The 16,393-nt window shown below is 60.2% G+C and carries 17 protein-coding genes; 6 read left to right on the top strand and 11 right to left on the bottom strand.

Features of this window, described 5'->3' with window-relative positions:
* The first annotated feature begins 46 nt into the window (after positions 1-46).
* Positions 47-1,360, top strand: a complete 1,314-nt coding sequence (locus tag ACLI1Q_RS02785; protein ID WP_239270042.1) for a short-chain fatty acyl-CoA regulator family protein — start codon at positions 47-49, stop codon at positions 1,358-1,360.
* 9 nt (positions 1,361-1,369) lie between these two features.
* Here the strand turns inward: ACLI1Q_RS02785 and ACLI1Q_RS02780 are convergent, their stop codons facing one another.
* From ACLI1Q_RS02780 to upp, 5 genes are all read right to left on the bottom strand, one after another.
* Positions 1,370-2,797 (bottom strand): NAD(P)H-quinone dehydrogenase, encoded by a 1,428-nt coding sequence (locus tag ACLI1Q_RS02780; protein ID WP_005281545.1) that lies wholly within the window; start codon positions 2,795-2,797, stop codon positions 1,370-1,372.
* A 70-nt stretch (positions 2,798-2,867) separates the two neighbouring features.
* Complete coding sequence (locus ACLI1Q_RS02775; protein WP_005277354.1) at positions 2,868-4,058, bottom strand: M20 family metallopeptidase; 1,191 nt, start codon at positions 4,056-4,058, stop codon at positions 2,868-2,870.
* A 78-nt stretch (positions 4,059-4,136) separates the two neighbouring features.
* Complete coding sequence (locus ACLI1Q_RS02770; RefSeq protein ID WP_411697062.1) at positions 4,137-4,331, bottom strand: hypothetical protein; 195 nt, start codon at positions 4,329-4,331, stop codon at positions 4,137-4,139.
* Positions 4,332-4,362: 31 nt separating this feature from the next.
* Positions 4,363-4,500, bottom strand: a complete 138-nt coding sequence (locus tag ACLI1Q_RS02765) for a hypothetical protein (RefSeq protein WP_411697061.1) — start codon at positions 4,498-4,500, stop codon at positions 4,363-4,365.
* Positions 4,501-4,554: 54 nt separating this feature from the next.
* Complete coding sequence (gene upp / locus ACLI1Q_RS02760) at positions 4,555-5,190, bottom strand: uracil phosphoribosyltransferase (RefSeq protein ID WP_411697060.1); 636 nt, start codon at positions 5,188-5,190, stop codon at positions 4,555-4,557.
* 57 nt (positions 5,191-5,247) lie between these two features.
* On the opposite strand from upp, the gene ACLI1Q_RS02755 reads away from it, so the two are divergent.
* From ACLI1Q_RS02755 to ACLI1Q_RS02735, 5 genes are all read left to right on the top strand, one after another.
* The gene (locus tag ACLI1Q_RS02755) at positions 5,248-5,526 is read left to right on the top strand and encodes a chemotaxis protein (RefSeq protein ID WP_239270040.1); all 279 of its coding nucleotides are present in this window, start codon (positions 5,248-5,250) and stop codon (positions 5,524-5,526) included.
* The gene (locus tag ACLI1Q_RS02750) at positions 5,527-6,435 is read left to right on the top strand and encodes a C40 family peptidase (RefSeq protein ID WP_411697059.1); all 909 of its coding nucleotides are present in this window, start codon (positions 5,527-5,529) and stop codon (positions 6,433-6,435) included.
* Between the two features lie 54 nt (positions 6,436-6,489).
* Positions 6,490-7,728 carry a hypothetical protein gene (locus ACLI1Q_RS02745; protein WP_239270038.1) on the top strand — a complete coding sequence of 413 codons (1,239 nt, stop codon included), beginning with the start codon at positions 6,490-6,492 and terminating at the stop codon, positions 7,726-7,728.
* A 259-nt stretch (positions 7,729-7,987) separates the two neighbouring features.
* Complete coding sequence (gene istA / locus ACLI1Q_RS02740; protein WP_239275901.1) at positions 7,988-9,622, top strand: IS21 family transposase; 1,635 nt, start codon at positions 7,988-7,990, stop codon at positions 9,620-9,622.
* 2 nt (positions 9,623-9,624) lie between these two features.
* Positions 9,625-10,422 (top strand): ATP-binding protein, encoded by a 798-nt coding sequence (locus tag ACLI1Q_RS02735; RefSeq protein WP_349837246.1) that lies wholly within the window; start codon positions 9,625-9,627, stop codon positions 10,420-10,422.
* A gap of 138 nt (positions 10,423-10,560) precedes the next feature.
* Here the strand turns inward: ACLI1Q_RS02735 and ACLI1Q_RS02730 are convergent, their stop codons facing one another.
* The 6 genes from ACLI1Q_RS02730 to trpS all read right to left on the bottom strand — a co-directional run bounded on the left by ACLI1Q_RS02730 (position 10,561) and on the right by trpS (position 16,385).
* Complete coding sequence (locus ACLI1Q_RS02730; protein ID WP_239275584.1) at positions 10,561-11,385, bottom strand: alpha/beta hydrolase fold domain-containing protein; 825 nt, start codon at positions 11,383-11,385, stop codon at positions 10,561-10,563.
* 179 nt (positions 11,386-11,564) lie between these two features.
* The gene (locus tag ACLI1Q_RS02725) at positions 11,565-12,242 is read right to left on the bottom strand and encodes a type 1 glutamine amidotransferase domain-containing protein (RefSeq protein ID WP_239270099.1); all 678 of its coding nucleotides are present in this window, start codon (positions 12,240-12,242) and stop codon (positions 11,565-11,567) included.
* Between the two features lie 31 nt (positions 12,243-12,273).
* The gene (locus ACLI1Q_RS02720; protein WP_411697058.1) at positions 12,274-13,185 is read right to left on the bottom strand and encodes an adenosine deaminase; all 912 of its coding nucleotides are present in this window, start codon (positions 13,183-13,185) and stop codon (positions 12,274-12,276) included.
* Positions 13,186-13,230: 45 nt separating this feature from the next.
* Positions 13,231-14,124: an RDD family protein gene (locus ACLI1Q_RS02715; protein WP_239270101.1), complete on the bottom strand. Its 894-nt coding sequence runs from the start codon at positions 14,122-14,124 to the stop codon at positions 13,231-13,233.
* A 55-nt stretch (positions 14,125-14,179) separates the two neighbouring features.
* Positions 14,180-15,259: a YhjD/YihY/BrkB family envelope integrity protein gene (locus ACLI1Q_RS02710; protein ID WP_239270102.1), complete on the bottom strand. Its 1,080-nt coding sequence runs from the start codon at positions 15,257-15,259 to the stop codon at positions 14,180-14,182.
* A gap of 94 nt (positions 15,260-15,353) precedes the next feature.
* The gene (gene trpS, locus ACLI1Q_RS02705; protein WP_411697057.1) at positions 15,354-16,385 is read right to left on the bottom strand and encodes a tryptophan--tRNA ligase; all 1,032 of its coding nucleotides are present in this window, start codon (positions 16,383-16,385) and stop codon (positions 15,354-15,356) included.
* Positions 16,386-16,393: the final 8 nt, after the last annotated feature.

The following is a 16,393-nucleotide window of genomic DNA, read 5'->3' as shown; positions in this document are numbered from 1 at the left end:
TTGTGATTTTCACAGCGCATGGGCCTTAAAGGAAGGAGGGGGACGCATGACCAAGCACTACGCGGGGGCACGGATTCACGCTTTGCGCAAGCAGCGCGGGCTCACCCAGGTGGCGATGGCGAAGAAACTCGGGCTATCCACGAGCTACCTCAACCAATTGGAAAACGACCAGCGCCCACTCACCGTGACCGTGTTAATGCAGCTAGCCCAGCGCTTCACCGTGGATCCCAGCTACTTCGCCGAAGACCGCGATATCCATACGATTACCGAACTCCGCCACATCTTCCCCGATGCCTCTGAAGAAACACTCTCGGATCTCGCCTCCCGCTTTCCCGAGTTGATGCCGCGGTTTGTCGACGTTGCCTCCCGCGCGCCCGCCGCGGACCCCTCCCCCTTTGAAGTGGTGCGTGATTTCTTTTATGACGCACATAATTACATCCACGAGCTCGATGTGCTCGCAGAGGAACTAGCCGGGCAATTGGGCGATCGCGTTCTGCGCCGCGGCCGGCTCGCCTCCCGGATGCATGAGGATCTGGGGGTTACGGTGCGCTTTTCCAGGCCCGGCCCTCGGCGGAGCTTCGACCCAGACACGCGCGAGCTCTCGCTGCGCGATGGGTTATCTGAGGCACAATTGGTCTTTGAGATGGCCCTGCAATACTGCCTGCTGGCCTACGGCGATATCTGCGACAACCTCGTATCTGAACTGCCCGAAGGTGAATCCCAAGACTTAGCCACCCTGGGCCTTGCGCAGTACTTCGCGGCGGCGGTGACCATGCCCTACCAGCGCTTTCTCAGCATGGCAGAAGATACCCGCTACGATATCGACCTGCTATGCAACTACTTTGGAACCGGGTTTGAAACAACGGCGCAGCGCCTCGCCACGCTCCAGCGCCCAGGGCTAAAGGGCGTGCCGTTTTCCTTCATCCGCACCGACCGCGCGGGCAATATTTCCAAGCGGCAGTCCTCCACTGCCTTTCACTTCGCGCGCTCTGGTGGATCCTGCCCCCTGTGGGTAGTCCACCGCGCCTTTGAAACCCCGAACCGCATTACCCGGCAGGTCGCCGCCATGCCAGACGGCCATGCTTACCTGTGGATCGGGCGTTTCGTGCAGGGAACGGCCAAGTCGTGGGGTACGCCGCGCAAGGAATTCGCTGTAGGCCTAGGCTGCGATATCACCCAGGCGGATCGCATCGTATATGCCGATGCCCTGAACCTAGACATCTCCGCCGCCACCCCGATTGGCCCAGGCTGTACGGCCTGCCCCCGCGAATTCTGTCCGCAGCGCGCCCTGCCGGAGGCAGATAGGCCGATCAAAATCGAGCTCAACCGCACTGCAGAGCAGGCCTACTCCACGTTCTAGGAACGAGGTTTATTCCAGGTCATCGTGGGCCACCAAGCGGCGGGCGGCCTCGGTAATGGTGCCGGAAAGCGATGGGTAGACCGCGAAAGAATCGGCCAGCTGGTTCACCGTGAGCTGGTTGGTCACCGCCATCGCAATCGGCAGGATGAGCTCGGAGGCGGTCGGCGCGACGATGACGCCACCGATCACGCGGCCGGAGGTAGCACGGCAGAATAGCTTGACAAAACCGTGCTGCAGCGAACGCATCTTTGCACGCGGGTTGGTATTGAGCGGCATGGTAATGGCGCGGGCGGCGACCTCACCGGCCTCGATCTCGGCCTGGGTAAAGCCGACCGCGGCGATCTCCGGGCGGGTAAAGACCGCGTTAGCCACGGTCTTCAGGCGCAGCGGCGAGACGCCTTCACCGAGCGCGTGGTACATCGCCACGCGGCCCTGCATCGCGGCCACGGAGGCAAGCGGGAAGAGATCGGAGCAGTCACCGGCTGCGTAAATGCCGGCAATATTGGTGCGCGAGACGCGGTCTACCTGGATGTGGCCAGACTTCGCGGTTTCCACGCCCACGTTTTCCAGCTTCAGGTCCTTGGTATTCGGGACGGAACCAATGGACATGATGACGTGCGAGCCATGGATCTCACGGCCGTCCTGCGTGGTGACCAGCACGTTGCCGTCCTCAGTGCGGTTAACGGTTTCCACGCGGCAGTTCTTTTCCAGCTCCACGCCGCGCTCGCTCAGCACGGTTTCGAGGACGTCGGCGGCATCGGCATCATCATGCGGCAAGATGCGATCGCGCGAGGCCACCATCGTGACCTTGACGCCCAGCTCGGCGAAGGCCGAGACGAACTCGGCACCGGTGACACCGGAACCCACCACAATGAGGTGCTCTGGCAGCTCGGTGAGGTTATATACCTGCTGCCAGGTCAGGATGCGCTCGCCATCCGGCTGGGCGCCGGGCAAAATGCGTGGGGTGGCGCCGGTAGCAACCAAGACGAGATCCGCATCCAGCGTCTCCTCGTGGCCATCCTCGTTGAAGACCGCGGTGACCTTGTGCCCGCCGAAGGCATCGGCCTGCTGATCCTCCGGGAAGTGCGCGCGGCCATCGATAACGCGGGCACCCAGGGAATCCATGGTATTGCGGATATCACCGGATTGCTTAGCCGCTAGGTCCTGCACGCGCTGGTTCAGCGCGCTGATGGAAAGCTGTGCCTTGCCGATGCCCTCGTTCAGCTCCATGTCATCCGCGCGGCGCAAGTCCGTTTTAATATTGGCGCCGGCGATGAAGGACTTGGAGGGAACACAGTCCAAGACCACGCTATTGCCGCCCATGCCTTGGTCTTCGATGATGGTGATTTCCGCGCCGTACTTGGCGCCAGCCAGCGCTGCCTCGTAGCCCGCTGGGCCACCGCCGATGATGACAATTCGCTTGGTCTGGTTCAACACGCAATTGCTCCTTTATAGGCTCCACTTTTAAAGTCGCCTACGAGTCTAACCCGTAGGTAACCCCAGCGCGTTAGTCCGCCTGCGCATTCTCCCCCATAAATTGCTCGACGACGGCCCCAAAAAGCTTAATGCCCACACCAATTGCCCGCTCATCCACGATGAGGTCGCCCATGTGCAGATCGTGCTGCTCCCCCTCCCCGGACCAGCAACCAAGGCGCGCCATGGAACCGGGTACCTTTTCCAAGTACCAGGAAAAGTCCTCCCCGCCGGAAGACTGCGGGGCCTGAACCACGGCCTGCGGGTCGATGGACTGTGCGGCAGAAGCGAGCATGGCGGTAGCGACGTCATCGTTAAGCACCGGCGGGACACCTCGGTTATAGGACAATTCGTGCTCTACCCCTACCGGTGCAAGGATCTGATCCACTAACTCCGCGAAGAGTTCCTGCATCTGGCGCCAGATGGTGATATCGGCGGTGCGCATCGTGCCGGTCAGCATGCCGGTTTCCGGGATTGCGTTAGGGGCGTAGCCGGAATTGACCTGGCCAAAGACCAAAACCGTGCCGGTGCGCGGGTCGACGCGGCGCGACAGCAGCGCCGGCAGCTCCGTAATAACCTTGCCCAGCGCATAGACCACGTCCGCGGATAGGTGCGGGCGCGAGGTATGCCCGCCCGGGCCCTTAATCTTGAGCTCCACTACGTCCGTTGCGGAGGTAATGGCCCCGGCGCGGATTCCGATGCGCCCCACGCGCAACTTCGGCTCGGCGTGGATGGCAAAGATGGAATGCACGCCTTCTAACGCGCCCCAAGAAATAACGTCGGTGGCCCCGCCGACCCACACCTCCTCTGCCGGTTGGAAGATGACGCGAATGCCCAGCTCCAGCTCATTAACCCGCTGAAAATCCGCCAGCGCGCACGCCAAGCCGAGCGCCACGGTAGTGTGCACATCGTGGCCGCACGCGTGCATGGTCCCGGGCTTCTCGGAGGTAAACTCCAGCCCTGTTACCTCCGTGATGGGCAGGGCATCGATATCGGCGCGGAAGGCCAAGCGGCCAAGCTCCGTGTCCGGGCCGATGTCTACCATGAGGCCGGTGTGCGGGAAGCGCTGCGGCTCAAGCCCGTAATCCGCAAGGATATTCGCGATGTAATTGGTGGTTTCCACCTCTTGGTTCGCCGTTTCCGGATTGCGGTGGATATGGCGCCGCCACGCGATGACCTCCGCACGGTGAGCATCGAACCACTCGTTAATAAACTCCGAGATCACGCGCACGCCTCCCTGTTGCTGGACTATCTCTTGGAGGCAGTCTACAACTAGACCATGCGGTTCAGTAAGTCAGGGTGGTTAGCCCCGCGCATTACTAAAGCGCCGCTGGTTGATGTAGTCCTGTGGAAAGGGCGCCACGTCTTCTACCCCGAGCACGGCGGAGTCTGCCAAGTGGCCCTCCACCACGTCCCCACCGGCCGGCAAGAGGACCGCCGGCGGGATTTCTAAAGCCAGCGCCAGCTTGTACACCGTGGATAATTGCGGGTCCGCCATGGTGTGTAGGCCATTTTCATTGCGTTCCAGGTTAGAAATCTGGCTGCGCGATACCCCCGAAAATATCCGCAAGCACTTGCTGGGATACCCCGCGCCGCTCGCGCACGCGGCGCAGTTGTTGCGAAAATCCGTAGCCGTAGCTCGACCACATTAGTTGAATAAAACTCACGATCTTTTCCCCCTTTTGAAAGCCACCTTCGGGCTTTCAGGGAGAAATACTAGCTTAAAGATCGATATTGCGCGGGCCGTATAGGCGATCGCCGGCATCGCCAAGCCCCGGCACGATATAGGCATCCGCATTGAGTTCAGGGTCAATGGCGGCGGTGACGAGGCGAACGGGAAGGCCCGATTTCTCCAGCGCATCCACGCCGTTTTGGGCCGAGACCATGCAGATGGCAGTGATATCGGTAGCGCCGCGGGCGGCCAAGAGGCGCAGGGCGTGCAGCAGGGATCCGCCGGTGGCCAGCATGGGATCAACGACGAAGACGGTGCGCCCGGTGAGGTCTTGCGGCAGCGCCTCCAAGTACGGCACGGGCTCGTGGGTTTCTTCATCGCGCGCCATGCCGATGAACCCGACCTGGGCATCCGGAATCATCGACAGGGCAGGATCCACCATGCCGAGGCCTGCGCGAATGATGGGCACGATGATGGGTGGATCCTGCAGGCGGGTGCCTTGCGCTGTGGCAACCGGGGGTTCGCAAGCGAAGTTTTCTACCGCCAAATCGCGGGAGGCTTCATATACGAGCATGGTTCCCAGGTCCTTGAGCGCGGCGCGAAAAGCGGAGTTATCACTGCGCGCATCGCGCATCAGGGTCAGGCGGGAAGCGGCAAGCGGGTGGTCTACGACGTGGATATCCATGCCCACTACTTTAAACTTTTTGGGAACCACTTGGGCCATTGGCCAGTCCAATAGGGCATGAGACCATTTCAGATAGATACCGCCCACGCCCGCCATTTAGCCCGTGACCTGCACGCGAACGCGCAGGGAGACAATCCACCCCACCCGGCATTGCCCGAAGATTCGGCCTTTACCAGGTTCAATGAAGCGGTCCATGCCGCCTTAGACAATATTGGGGCGCGGATGACCATGCTGCGCCACGATATGGGGCACATCGCGCAGTCTTCCTTCCAGATGTCGCGCGAGGCGGAAGACTCCGATGCGGCGTTGCGCGACTCCCTCGGGGCGGCGATCTAAGTGCTTGCTACCGCCATTAAAAACATCGCCGCGCTGCAGCCTTCGCCGCTTCCCGATGTCCAACTTCCCCGCGTCCCAGATCTCTCCGCCGCGCAACCGCTGGCGGATATCGCGCACGGCGATGCCTCGCAGCTTATCGCCGCCGCGAACCTCCTCACCGGCGATAACGAGACCGTCTCCGCAGTACTTGGCCAGGCCCGAGGCCTCGTTACGGCGGCTGCCGGCGATATCTTTGGCATCGGCACGCAGCTTATCCAGGCCGCGGCGCCCATCGCGATGGGATTAATCTCCCTCGATCCCGCCTCCCGCGCCGCAGCGCTTGTGTCCCTTCGCACCGTAATAGACGAGCACATTGGCTTGGCGATGGCCCGAGTCAACCGCCTGAAAGACGAGCTCACCACCACCGCGGCGGCCCTGTTGCCCATCTCCCAGCGGCCGGTGGAATCCGCCGTCGGCCAGCCCCAGCAGGCCACGGCCGCCGCGGCGACGCATAGCGCCGTGGCTCCTCCGGCGGAGCTCGGTGCTGCACCCGCGCCGCACCCATCAGCGGGCGCAGAAGCCGGCTCGGAGGCAGGCCGCGCGGCCGTGGCCGCGGCTAAGAGCCAAGTGGGCCAGCCCTATACCTGGGGCGGAACCGGCAACGGTGGCTTTGACTGCTCGGGGCTTACTCAATGGGCCTATTCCCAGGCAGGGGTGGATATTCCGCGCACGGCGGACCAGCAGGCCATCGGCAAGCAGGTCAGCGCCGATCAGCTCCAGCCCGGCGATCTGGTGGTCTGGGATGGCCATGTGGCGATGTATTCCGGCAATGGCGAGATTGTGGAGGCCGGGGACCCCGTGCAGACCAACCCGCTGCGCACGAATAATATGGGCATGCAATTTAAGGGTTTTTGGTGGCCGACTGCCTGACAAGGCCCCGGCAATTCCGCACGGCAGCTGGGGCGTTGGGTAGACTAAAAGCTCATGAGTACCCGTGCGATTGTGCCTATTAAGCTCTCCTTGACTGAGGGCGATTTTTATACCCTCTGGGCGCCCAAGTGGCGCGAAAATGGCTCCGAGTGGCAGGCCTTTTTGGGCGACGATGACTCCGTTTTGGTCTTTGATTCCCCCGCTGAGCTGCTGTGCTACCTCGAGTCCGATGCCAAGCATGACCTGCTGGATCACCCGCAGTGGGAGCATTTTTCCGCCCGCCCGGCGCACCGCGTCACCCCGGCCAAGCGCGATGAATACGATCTCATCGGCATGCCAGAAGCCCTCGCCGGCCGCCCCAGCCACGCCAATGTCTCCACCGTGGCGCGCGACCTCGAGGTGGCATCCGCGCTTGCCGATGTCGCCGCTGCCGAACAGACCACCATCTTCTTCGCCACCCACTCCATCCTGCGCAACGTCTCCCGCGGCGCCGACCACTACTCCGGCGAGCAGGGAATGAACGAATGGACCGGCGTCGGGCGGGTCATCTTGACCAACTGGAAGAAGGTCATCGCGGATCTGGATAAGCACGTCCGCGTGGTTCCGAGCGATGAATTCGACGCCGCCGCTATCTCCGATGCCGAAACCCGCATCTCCGAGGCAGCGAGTGCCGCCGACGCTGCCGCCAAGGAAGCCGAAGAAAAGCGCAAGGCCGCAGCAGACGCCGCCGATCCTTATGACGAGTCCCCCTGGGCCGCCGCCGGAATCGACCCGATTAAAATCACCGCGCAGTCCAAGTCCGTCTACACGCTGCGCACCTACCTGGACGGCAAGCCCATCTTCTTGGGCAAGTGGGGCGAAATCTTTACCTTCGATTCCTCCAAGACCCTGGTGCGGTGGCTCATCGATAATGATGACCATGACTTAGCGCGCGTGTCCACCTGGCAGGACGTCGTCACCGCAGCCAACGCCGGCGAGCTAGAGGTGCAGGTCCACCCGGATAACCAATATTCCTTCAATGGCATCGTGCGCGATATTGAAAAGGGGCCCGAAGCGGTCGACTCCGACCAGCTAGCCCGCTGCTACGAGGTCTGCGCCGATGCCGCGGACTGGGCCGGGGACGATTCCATCAACTCCTATATGCTGGCCAATCCGCGCTTGCAGGACTACCTCGGCTACATGCTCGGTTCCACCGAACACGCCGGCTACGTCCCGTCGAAGCCCTATAACGAGCACGCCGAGTCCTGGAAGGGCCTCGAGAACATGCTAATTAAGCGTTTTTCCCGCTTTTAGGCTTTTACTCTGCCCTGCGGACTACCGGCTCTAGCGACCTCAGCTGCCGGTATCGGCCACTAACCGCCAACCGCCCCAGTCCAACCACTCCTCATAGTGGAGCGTGGACTGGGTGACGCGCGACGCTATTTAGTACCGGTAGGGCGGTATCGAGTACCGACCGGTGCGGATATCGGGTACCGGGGGTAGTTTTTAGGCACTCTTTAGTGGACGGCCCACGCAGTGTGTACGCGTGGGTCGCGTTCACGTGGAAGGAGTGATGGTGGTGACGGATTACCGTGCCATCATGTTTGCCTTGGTTGCCGGGAATCGTTCCTGGAACCAGATTCGAGCCGATTTAGGGGTCTCGAAGTCGACGATTGATAAGGCCAGTCGCGTTGTAAGGGACCATCGACTCGATGCTCGTGGGATTGCTGGATTGTCGAATGCCCAGTTAGAGGAGCTATTTCCGGATAACCGGCGTCGCAACGATGCGGAGTTCCTCGCACCGGATTTCAAAAAGGTTGCTGAGCGGATGGTCTCTGGCAAGCGCGTGACGTTGAAAGTCGCGCACGCCAAGTACCTGGAGTTCCCTGTTGGTACTGGTCAGCGTCATTATTCGTATCGACAGTACTGTTCGCTGTTTGAGCATTATGTCGATGTTCATCAGCTGTCAGCGCAACTGAATCACGATCCCGGTGACGAGCTCATGGTGGACTGGTCGGGCGATGGAATGGTCGTTGTGGATCCTGTCTCAGGCCAGCGGGTTACCGCGCACTTGTTTGTAGCTTCATTGCCGCACTCAGGGATGATGCATGTATCGGCGTGGCCGGATCAAAAAATGCGGTCGTGGCTTTTAGCCCACCGTGCGGCTTTGGAGTATTTCGGTGGTTGTCCGCTGCGGTTGATCCCGGATAACGCGCTCACAGCCACGCAACAGATTTCCTGTGGGCTGCGGGGGCGTATCCCGGTTGCGGAGTATTCTACATTTGCCGATTTCTATCAGATAGGTATTACTGCGGCGAAAGGCTACCGGCCGCGGTATAAGGCGAATGTTGAAAAGGCCGTGGATATTGCCCAGCAATGGTGCGTGGAATACCTCGACGACCAGGAGTTCTACAGTTTCGACATGCTCAATAAGGCCCTCGAGGACCAAAGCGATTTCATCAACGATCGCCGTCCCTTCCGCGGGCAGGATATCTCTCGTCGCCAGTTGTTTGAAGACCATGAGCAACAGCTGCTGCGCCCATTGCCCGACCGGCGGTGGTCGTGGTCGCGGTGGAAGAAGTCCAAGGTCGCAATGAACTACCACATCCGGATCGCCAATCACTGGTATTCAGTGCCGTGGAAGCTAGCGGGCAAGTTCGTCGACGTGCAACTTTTTGATGACTATCTGGATGTCTTCTACGACGGTGAGATTGTTGCTTCACATCGTATTGCCCCTGCTAATTATGGCTACTCCACCTTGGATGAGCATGTCCCCGACAACCATAAGGACTTAAACACCCAGTGGAACCGGCAACGCTTGGAAGACTGGGCGAAAAGTATTGGGACCGCGACAGCACAGCTCATCGGCCAGATGTTTAACGCTCGTAAAGTCGAAGCCCAAGCATATTCTAGCGTTCTGGGCGTACTGAACCTATCGAAGGATTACTCCCGAATCGAACTCGAACAAGCCTGTGGTCAGCTGTTATCGCGCAAAGCAGTCCCCAGCGTCAACAAAGTAGCCCAAGAGCTCAAGGATCTAAAACAGGCCGCAGCACAGGCGTATTTGCCCACCGATGTACCACTGTCGACGGCCATCGACACTACGCGTGCGCACCGCCAACAGCCCACGGCGGACACGCCGGACTCTGTGTCGCATGTACGCGGGGCCGGGGCGTTTGCCTTCACTGATAAAGAATGGAAGGTATAGCCATGGCTCTTACCGATGAAGACTTCGAACTGCTCGGTTCTCTTCGCGGGATGCGTGTGTTTGCCACGACGCTGCAGGAGATCGTCAACGATCCCAGTCGTGACTTGGACTCCTTTGAAGACAAGATCAAAGAAGCTCTCGATGCTCAGGTAGCTGCACGTGATTCGAAAGTAATCGAAAAACTCGTCAAAGCCGCCAAGCTACCCAACGCGCTTGCGGCTTTGGAACGCTTTGAAGCACACAGCAACCGAGGGATCACTCCAGACCGTATTGAGCGGTTAGCTACCTGCGACTGGATTACCTACGGCAGAGATCTAACCATCGTGGGAGCTACCGGCACCGGCAAAAGCTTCCTCGCCCAAGGCCTAGCCGTGGCTGCGTGCCGGCATAAACTAACCGCACGCTACTTTAGACTCGCCGACTTAGCCGACGAGTTCGACGCCACAGCCGACGCTGCCTATGAGCGCAAAGCCCTCCTTGAGGAACTGACAAAGCCGGCTGTGTTGGTCATCGACGACTTCCTGGCCACGGACGTATCTGCCTTCGCCTTAGCCCAGGTATTCAACCTCCTGGTCAAGCGGGAGCATTCCTCAACCGTCATCGTCAGCCAGCACGAGCCGGAATACTGGTACAGCGTCTTTAGTGAAAACGCGATCGCCGACGCTGTCCTATCCCGACTTGCAAACAACGGCAGCAAACTCACCCTCATCGGTGAAGACATGCGCACCCGTGACGACTTCCAAGAAGAAAGGGGAACACTTAGCAAACAGCTCAAGCAACGTCAACGGTCCAAACGATAAGCGGGGGTAAAACCGGCTACCGGGCGGCTACCGCCACCCCGGTACCTGGTACCGCCTTACCGGTCCCTAAAACAAGCCCGCGTCAGACTGGGGCGGTTGCTGCATTTTCACCTACACTTCGCGCCACATAAAGTGCGGCTAGAGGTGAGAACCGAGGTGCTCGATAAGATCTGCCAGCATTCTGCGCGACTGGGGCGCACGCGGGCGTACCTGATCGAAGCCGTGATAAGCACCTGCATACACATCAAGTGTGGTCTCGACTCCGGCGTTCTGCAGTGCGGTAGCAAAGGCTACGGATTCATCATGAAAAAGGTCGATGTCTCCCACGCCGATCCACGTGGGCGGCATCCCCGAGTGATCCGAACGCGTCGCCGGCGATGCATACGGTGGCAGCGGGGTTCCTAAATGGTCCTTGCCTAAGTACATATCCCAAGCGCCGCGATTTAAATTCGGAGGACAAATAAACTGCCCCACCGCACCCTCTTTAACAATGGTGCGGTGATCAAGCATTGGATAGACCAATCCAAGCGCTCGAATGGAATGACCTTCATCCACCGTGCGCTGGGCAAGGCCTGCGGCCAAGCCACCGCCGGCGCTATCGCCAGCGACCGCAATGCGCGAAGTATCCGCGCCTAAAAGCTCGCCATTTTCCTGCATCCAGCGCAAAGCGGCATAACACTCTTCCAGATCCGCAGGAAAAGGTTCCTGCGTGGATTTGTGATAGCGCGGTGCGATGACGATGGCCCCCAGCTCCGATGCGATGAGCGAAGTTTGGGGATCATGCATCGCGGGACCACCGAGCAGGTGACCTCCGCCGTGAATCCACATCACCACGGGACGTGGCTCGGCTGGCGCTCCATCTCCGCGTGGAGTAATAACGCGGGCACGGAATGCTTGGCCTTCAAAAGAACAAGATAGCTCTTCGATGTCCACCGGACGCCACTTCGGACGTGCCACGTCCATATTGGCAAATAACCTGCTCGTTCGAGCGAATCGATCACCCGAAAGCAAGTGCAGCGGCAGGTACAGTAATGGGCTGCGAAGCTCAGGAGCAACGCTGCGTAGATAAGGACGGCGGCTCTTTATATATGCCGCCGCCCCTACTACCGCACTACCTGCAGCGAGAGCTTTCAGCGCCCGCATTAAAAGTCGCGCAGGATGCGCTGTGCCAAAGGCTCAGAGGATGCTGGGTTCTGGCCCGTGTAGAGGTTGCGGTCAACCTCGACATAAGGCTGCATCGGATCGGTCTGCTTGAAATCAGCGCCGAGCTCGCGCAGGCGGGTCTCAACAACCCACTTGGCAGCGGCGATGGTCTCCTCGCCCTCTTCGGCGTTGGTAAAGCCGGTCATGGTGTAGCCCTTGAGTGGCCAGTTGTCATTGTCCAGCGCGAGCAATGCAGCCGGTGCGTGGCAGACCAGGGATAGCGCGCGACCGGAGTCGATGCGCTCCTGCAGCAGCTTGGCAGAGTCCTGGTCATAAGCCAAGTCCTCCATCGGGCCGTGGCCGCCGGGGTAAAAGACGAGGTCGTAGTCGGCTTCCTTAACATCGGCCAGGTTCAGTGGGTCTTCCAGGTCCGGGCCGATTTCTGCGAGGTAGTTCTCCTGCTCGGCGCGGTCGCCCTCAGACAATACCTCGAGGCTGTACTCGTCTACTACTGGTGCCTTTGCGTTCGGCGTAGCAAAGTCGATATCCCAACCAGCGTTCTTAAACACGCGGTGCGGAGCGATGAGCTCCTCGGCCCAGTAACCGGTAGGGCGGGCGCTGCCATCAGCAAGCGTCCACTTATCAGCGGCGGTAACAACGAATAGTGCGGAAGGCATGTCTTCCTCCTTTATGTAGATTAACTATCTATTACTCTTCGGAAGCGTTGTCATTCAGGTTCATTGAGAACCCGGAATCTTGGAGCGACTCCTCAGTATCGGGGCCGGCAAGTTCCGGATCGGAGAGGTCCTCGTAGGCCGAAAGGACAACGGTCTCAAGGATACGCTGCCTTGTTTCTTCGGTGTCGAAAATATTCTCAATCGCCTTCACGGTAAGATCGAAAAACTCCTCCAGTCCGTACCCAAAGGTCTCGCTCAAGGCGAGAAACTGCCTGCTCAGCGTGGAATCTCCGGAGGAGACCGAGCAGGTAAAACCAAGCTGCTGTAACAGCGGCAGCGGGTGATCAGTGAGTTCCTCAACATCGTCCACGGGCGAAAATACCAGTGGAATGTGTCGGTCACGGATCCATCCGGAGGCCTTGCCTGGGCGGATTCCATCGACATCGGCGGTGAAATCATCAATCATATTCACCGGTCGCAGCAAACGGTTCACGCCGGCCTGGGCGGCGCTTTCGGTAGCGGCGAAATCCTCGCCCACCGCGATCTGGGTAGGCAGGTACTTCGTGCGGAACTCCGCCGCGGCGGCAGCATTCCCCTCCGGCAGGGTGTAGCCAGCAATGCCCGCAGAGTCCTCGGCATTAGCCGCCGGCTCTGCCGCCTCGAGGACAAACCGTACCTCGAGATCTCCGAATCGTTCCGCGGCCACCTCGCGTACGACTGCGGACGTATCGAAAGAGTAAGCCGCAGGGTTGAGCTGCAGCTCGGCGTAGACCAGGTGGTCATCGGCAAGCTGGGCGCACTGCTCGCGGATATCCGCGTTCAATTCCTCCGCGGTGCTGGCCTGCGAGCGGACCGGTTCCCACAGGGATACCTTTGGAAGTTGTTCCACCACGCTCTCGGCGGAATCCTTATTTTCGGGGCTAATTAATGGTGCATCGTGCATGCGCACCATCGTAGGTATCTGCCCGAAGTTGCGCCATGCGGCGTTCTACTTGCGCGGCTTCCTCTTAACCACTTCGGCGTTTGCGAGATCGTCGTGGGAACCGCGCAGGTTGTTTTCCTCGTTGATGGTGGTCGCGTGCACCACCGCGCCCAGCATGCCCACCAATTGCCCAATGCCAGGGATCACGTTGATAAGGCGCCACCACTGGCGCTTGGCGGACTGGCTAAGGCTGAGCTTTTCCTTCGTATCCACGTCCCGCACGGTATAGCCGGCAAGAATCTTTGCCGGGCTAGCGCCCATCCATACCTCGCTGCCCAGGACGTAAACCACCATCACGATGCAGGCAACAACAAAGGACAACGCTTCCACATCCGCGAGCTCGTCGACGCCCGCGCCAACCGCGCTGCTGATGCCGCCGGCCAAGAAAAAGTCCAAGATGCCCATGCCGATGCGCGTTTCCTGGGACGGCCGTTTCTGCGCTTGGTGCTGGACTGGCGCCGGCGCGGCAGCGGGCGATGGCACCATCTGCTGCTGCGGCGAGGCATGCTGGGCGAATGGATCGCGCGCGTACGGGGAGGCATACGGGCTAGGCTGGGCAAAACCCGGCACCTGCGCCGGGCCCTGCGGTTGATCGTGGAAGCTCGGTTGCGGGCGCGGCGCCGGCGACCACTGCCCCACCGAGCTCAGCGTGCCGAGCTCGCCCCACGTCGGGCGGAGACCAGTGCGCAATGCTTCATCGTATTCGGCCCTCTTCTTCGCCGAACCCAGGATGCTGGCCGCTATGCGCAGCTGGACGCGCCGCGGCTCATCCTGGTTATATCCCTGCTGCCCGAGCTTGATGTCTTTTGCTTCCAATAAAACGGAAAGCTCATCCTCGCCACCATTGCGGTCGAGGTCCCACTTTTCGTAGAAGTCTGGGGCAATATCATCGGCGTTCATAGTGTCCTATCTTAAAGGTATAGCTCGGCGCACTCCTCCCCCGTAGGGAGGATTTTTATTTCCGGCGGAAAAGCTTCGCCACGCCCACGGCCGCAGCGCCCAAAGCGGCACCCACGCCGAAGACCGCGCCGGCCGGTGCGCCCTCGCGCACCTCATTGCGCACGCGAATAACGGCGGGTTCTGGAACCGGCGGGTGCGCATACTTCAGGGATTCTGCGGTCGTCGCAGTCCATGCGGAGATATACAGCACCACGCGCCACACCAGGTACATGACAATCATCAGGACGATGACCGGGCCAAAGACCGCACCGGCCGGGCTGCCGGTGGCAGAGGACATAATCACCGTGGACAGCTGCTTAATGGCCTCGAATGCCACCGCACCAATGGCAGCGCCGATAAAGCCGGACTTCTTAGGCACCTTCGTGCGCGGCAGGATCATAATCAGCCACCACATGACGATGAAGTTGGCGATAAGTCCCAGCAACAAGCCACTGAAGAAGAAGACATAACCCATGCCGGGGAAAGAATCGATACCTAAGAGGTCAAATATCTTCTGCGTAAGGCCGGAGGAACCCGCCGCGGTCACGCCGAAGGCGACGACAAAGGCAATGATCAGGCCGATAAGCCCCAGAAGGTCAGAGAACTTCTTTTTCAGGAAGGAGCCGCCGTCATTGGCATCGATGCCCCACATGGCAGAAATGCCGATGCGCAGGTGGTTCATCCACCCCAGTCCGGACCACAGAGTAGTCAAACCACCAATACCGAACATGGCGCCGCGCTGGTCGATGGCCGTATCCAAAATCTCATTGACCGACTCGCTGAGGTTCCCGTCAATGGAGTCGGTGATATAGGACTGCAAGTCATTGAGCAGGTCCTCACGGTTAGCAAGGACAGCGGCGATGGTGGCCACCAGCAGCATCGCCAACGGGAAGATGGACAGGACCGAGTAATAGGTAATGCCAGCAGAAAACTGGTTGCCGCCTTCTGCGGCATAGCGCTCCTGCATGCGCATGAGGTGGTCAACAAAGGGCGATTTACGCCGTACCTTATCTATCGCTCCCGGATCATCGGCGTTCGCACGCTCGATGCCGTAGTGGTCCGTCTTCTTAGAGGAGGATTGCGTGGTGGTGGACACGTGCTTCCCTTCTTGTTCGCACAGCGCTTATCCCGTATAGCGTAGCTGGCAAACACCCACTTGTCCCTCGGTGGGGTGGGTTAAGGGGTACCTACTACCTGCGCGGGCGAGGAAGGAAGCCGACTTTTTCATAGACGGCATCGACAAGCGGCTGCGCTACTTCCTGTGCGGTCTGGGCGCCGCGCTCCAAGATGCGCTCCAGCTCGCCGCGATCCGCCATGAGCTCGTCATAGCGCTGCTTGAGCGGGGTGGTAAAGGCCTCGAGCGCCTCCGCGGTATCCACCTTCAGGTGCCCGTAGCCCTTGCCGGCGTACTTTTCCACCAAGGAGTCGATGGACTCGCCGGTCAGCGCGGACTGGATGACCAGCAGGTTCGATACGCCCGGCTGGTTTTCCCGGTCGAAGGCGACCGAGCCCAGGTCATCGGTCACGGCGGACTTAATGCGCTTGGCAGAGGTCTTCGGGGCGTCGAGCAGGTTGACCAAGCCCTTGGGGTTGGGGCCGGACTTAGACATCTTGGACGTCGGGTCCTGCAGGTCATAGATCTTCGCCGCGCCCTCTGGAATGAACGGCTCCGGCACGTGGAAGGTCTCGCCGTATTTATTGTTGAAGCGCTCAGCCAGATTGCGGGTGAGCTCCAAGTGCTGGCGCTGGTCCTCGCCCACTGGCACGTAATCCGGCGAATACAGCAGGATATCGGCGGCCATCAGGATGGGGTAGGTAAAAAGGCCCACCGAAGTGCGATCGGCGCCGCGCTTGGCGGATTTATCCTTGAACTGCGTCATGCGGGAGGCCTCACCGAAGCCGGTCAGGCACTGGAATACCCAGGTCAGCTCCGCATGGGCGGGCACATGGGACTGGACGAAGAGGGTGGATTTCTCCGGGTCGATGCCCAGCGCAATGAGCTGCGCCGCACCGGCCATGGTGCGGTTGCGCAGCTCCTCCGGATTCTGCTCCACGGTAATCGCGTGCAGATCCGGGATGAAGTAAAAGGCATCGTAGCCTTCCTGCAGGTCGATCCACTGCTTGAGCGATCCCAAGTAATTTCCCAAGTGATAGGAATCAGCGGTGGGCTGAATGCCGGAAAGTACGCGGGATGCGGAATTAGATGCAGTGGAATCAGTCATGTCAGGTA

This window comes from Corynebacterium limaceinasi, assembly GCF_046717465.1.
Classification (GTDB): domain Bacteria; phylum Actinomycetota; class Actinomycetes; order Mycobacteriales; family Mycobacteriaceae; genus Corynebacterium.
Note: the sequence above shows the minus strand (reverse complement) of the source record. Positions and strands in the feature narration are given on the sequence as shown.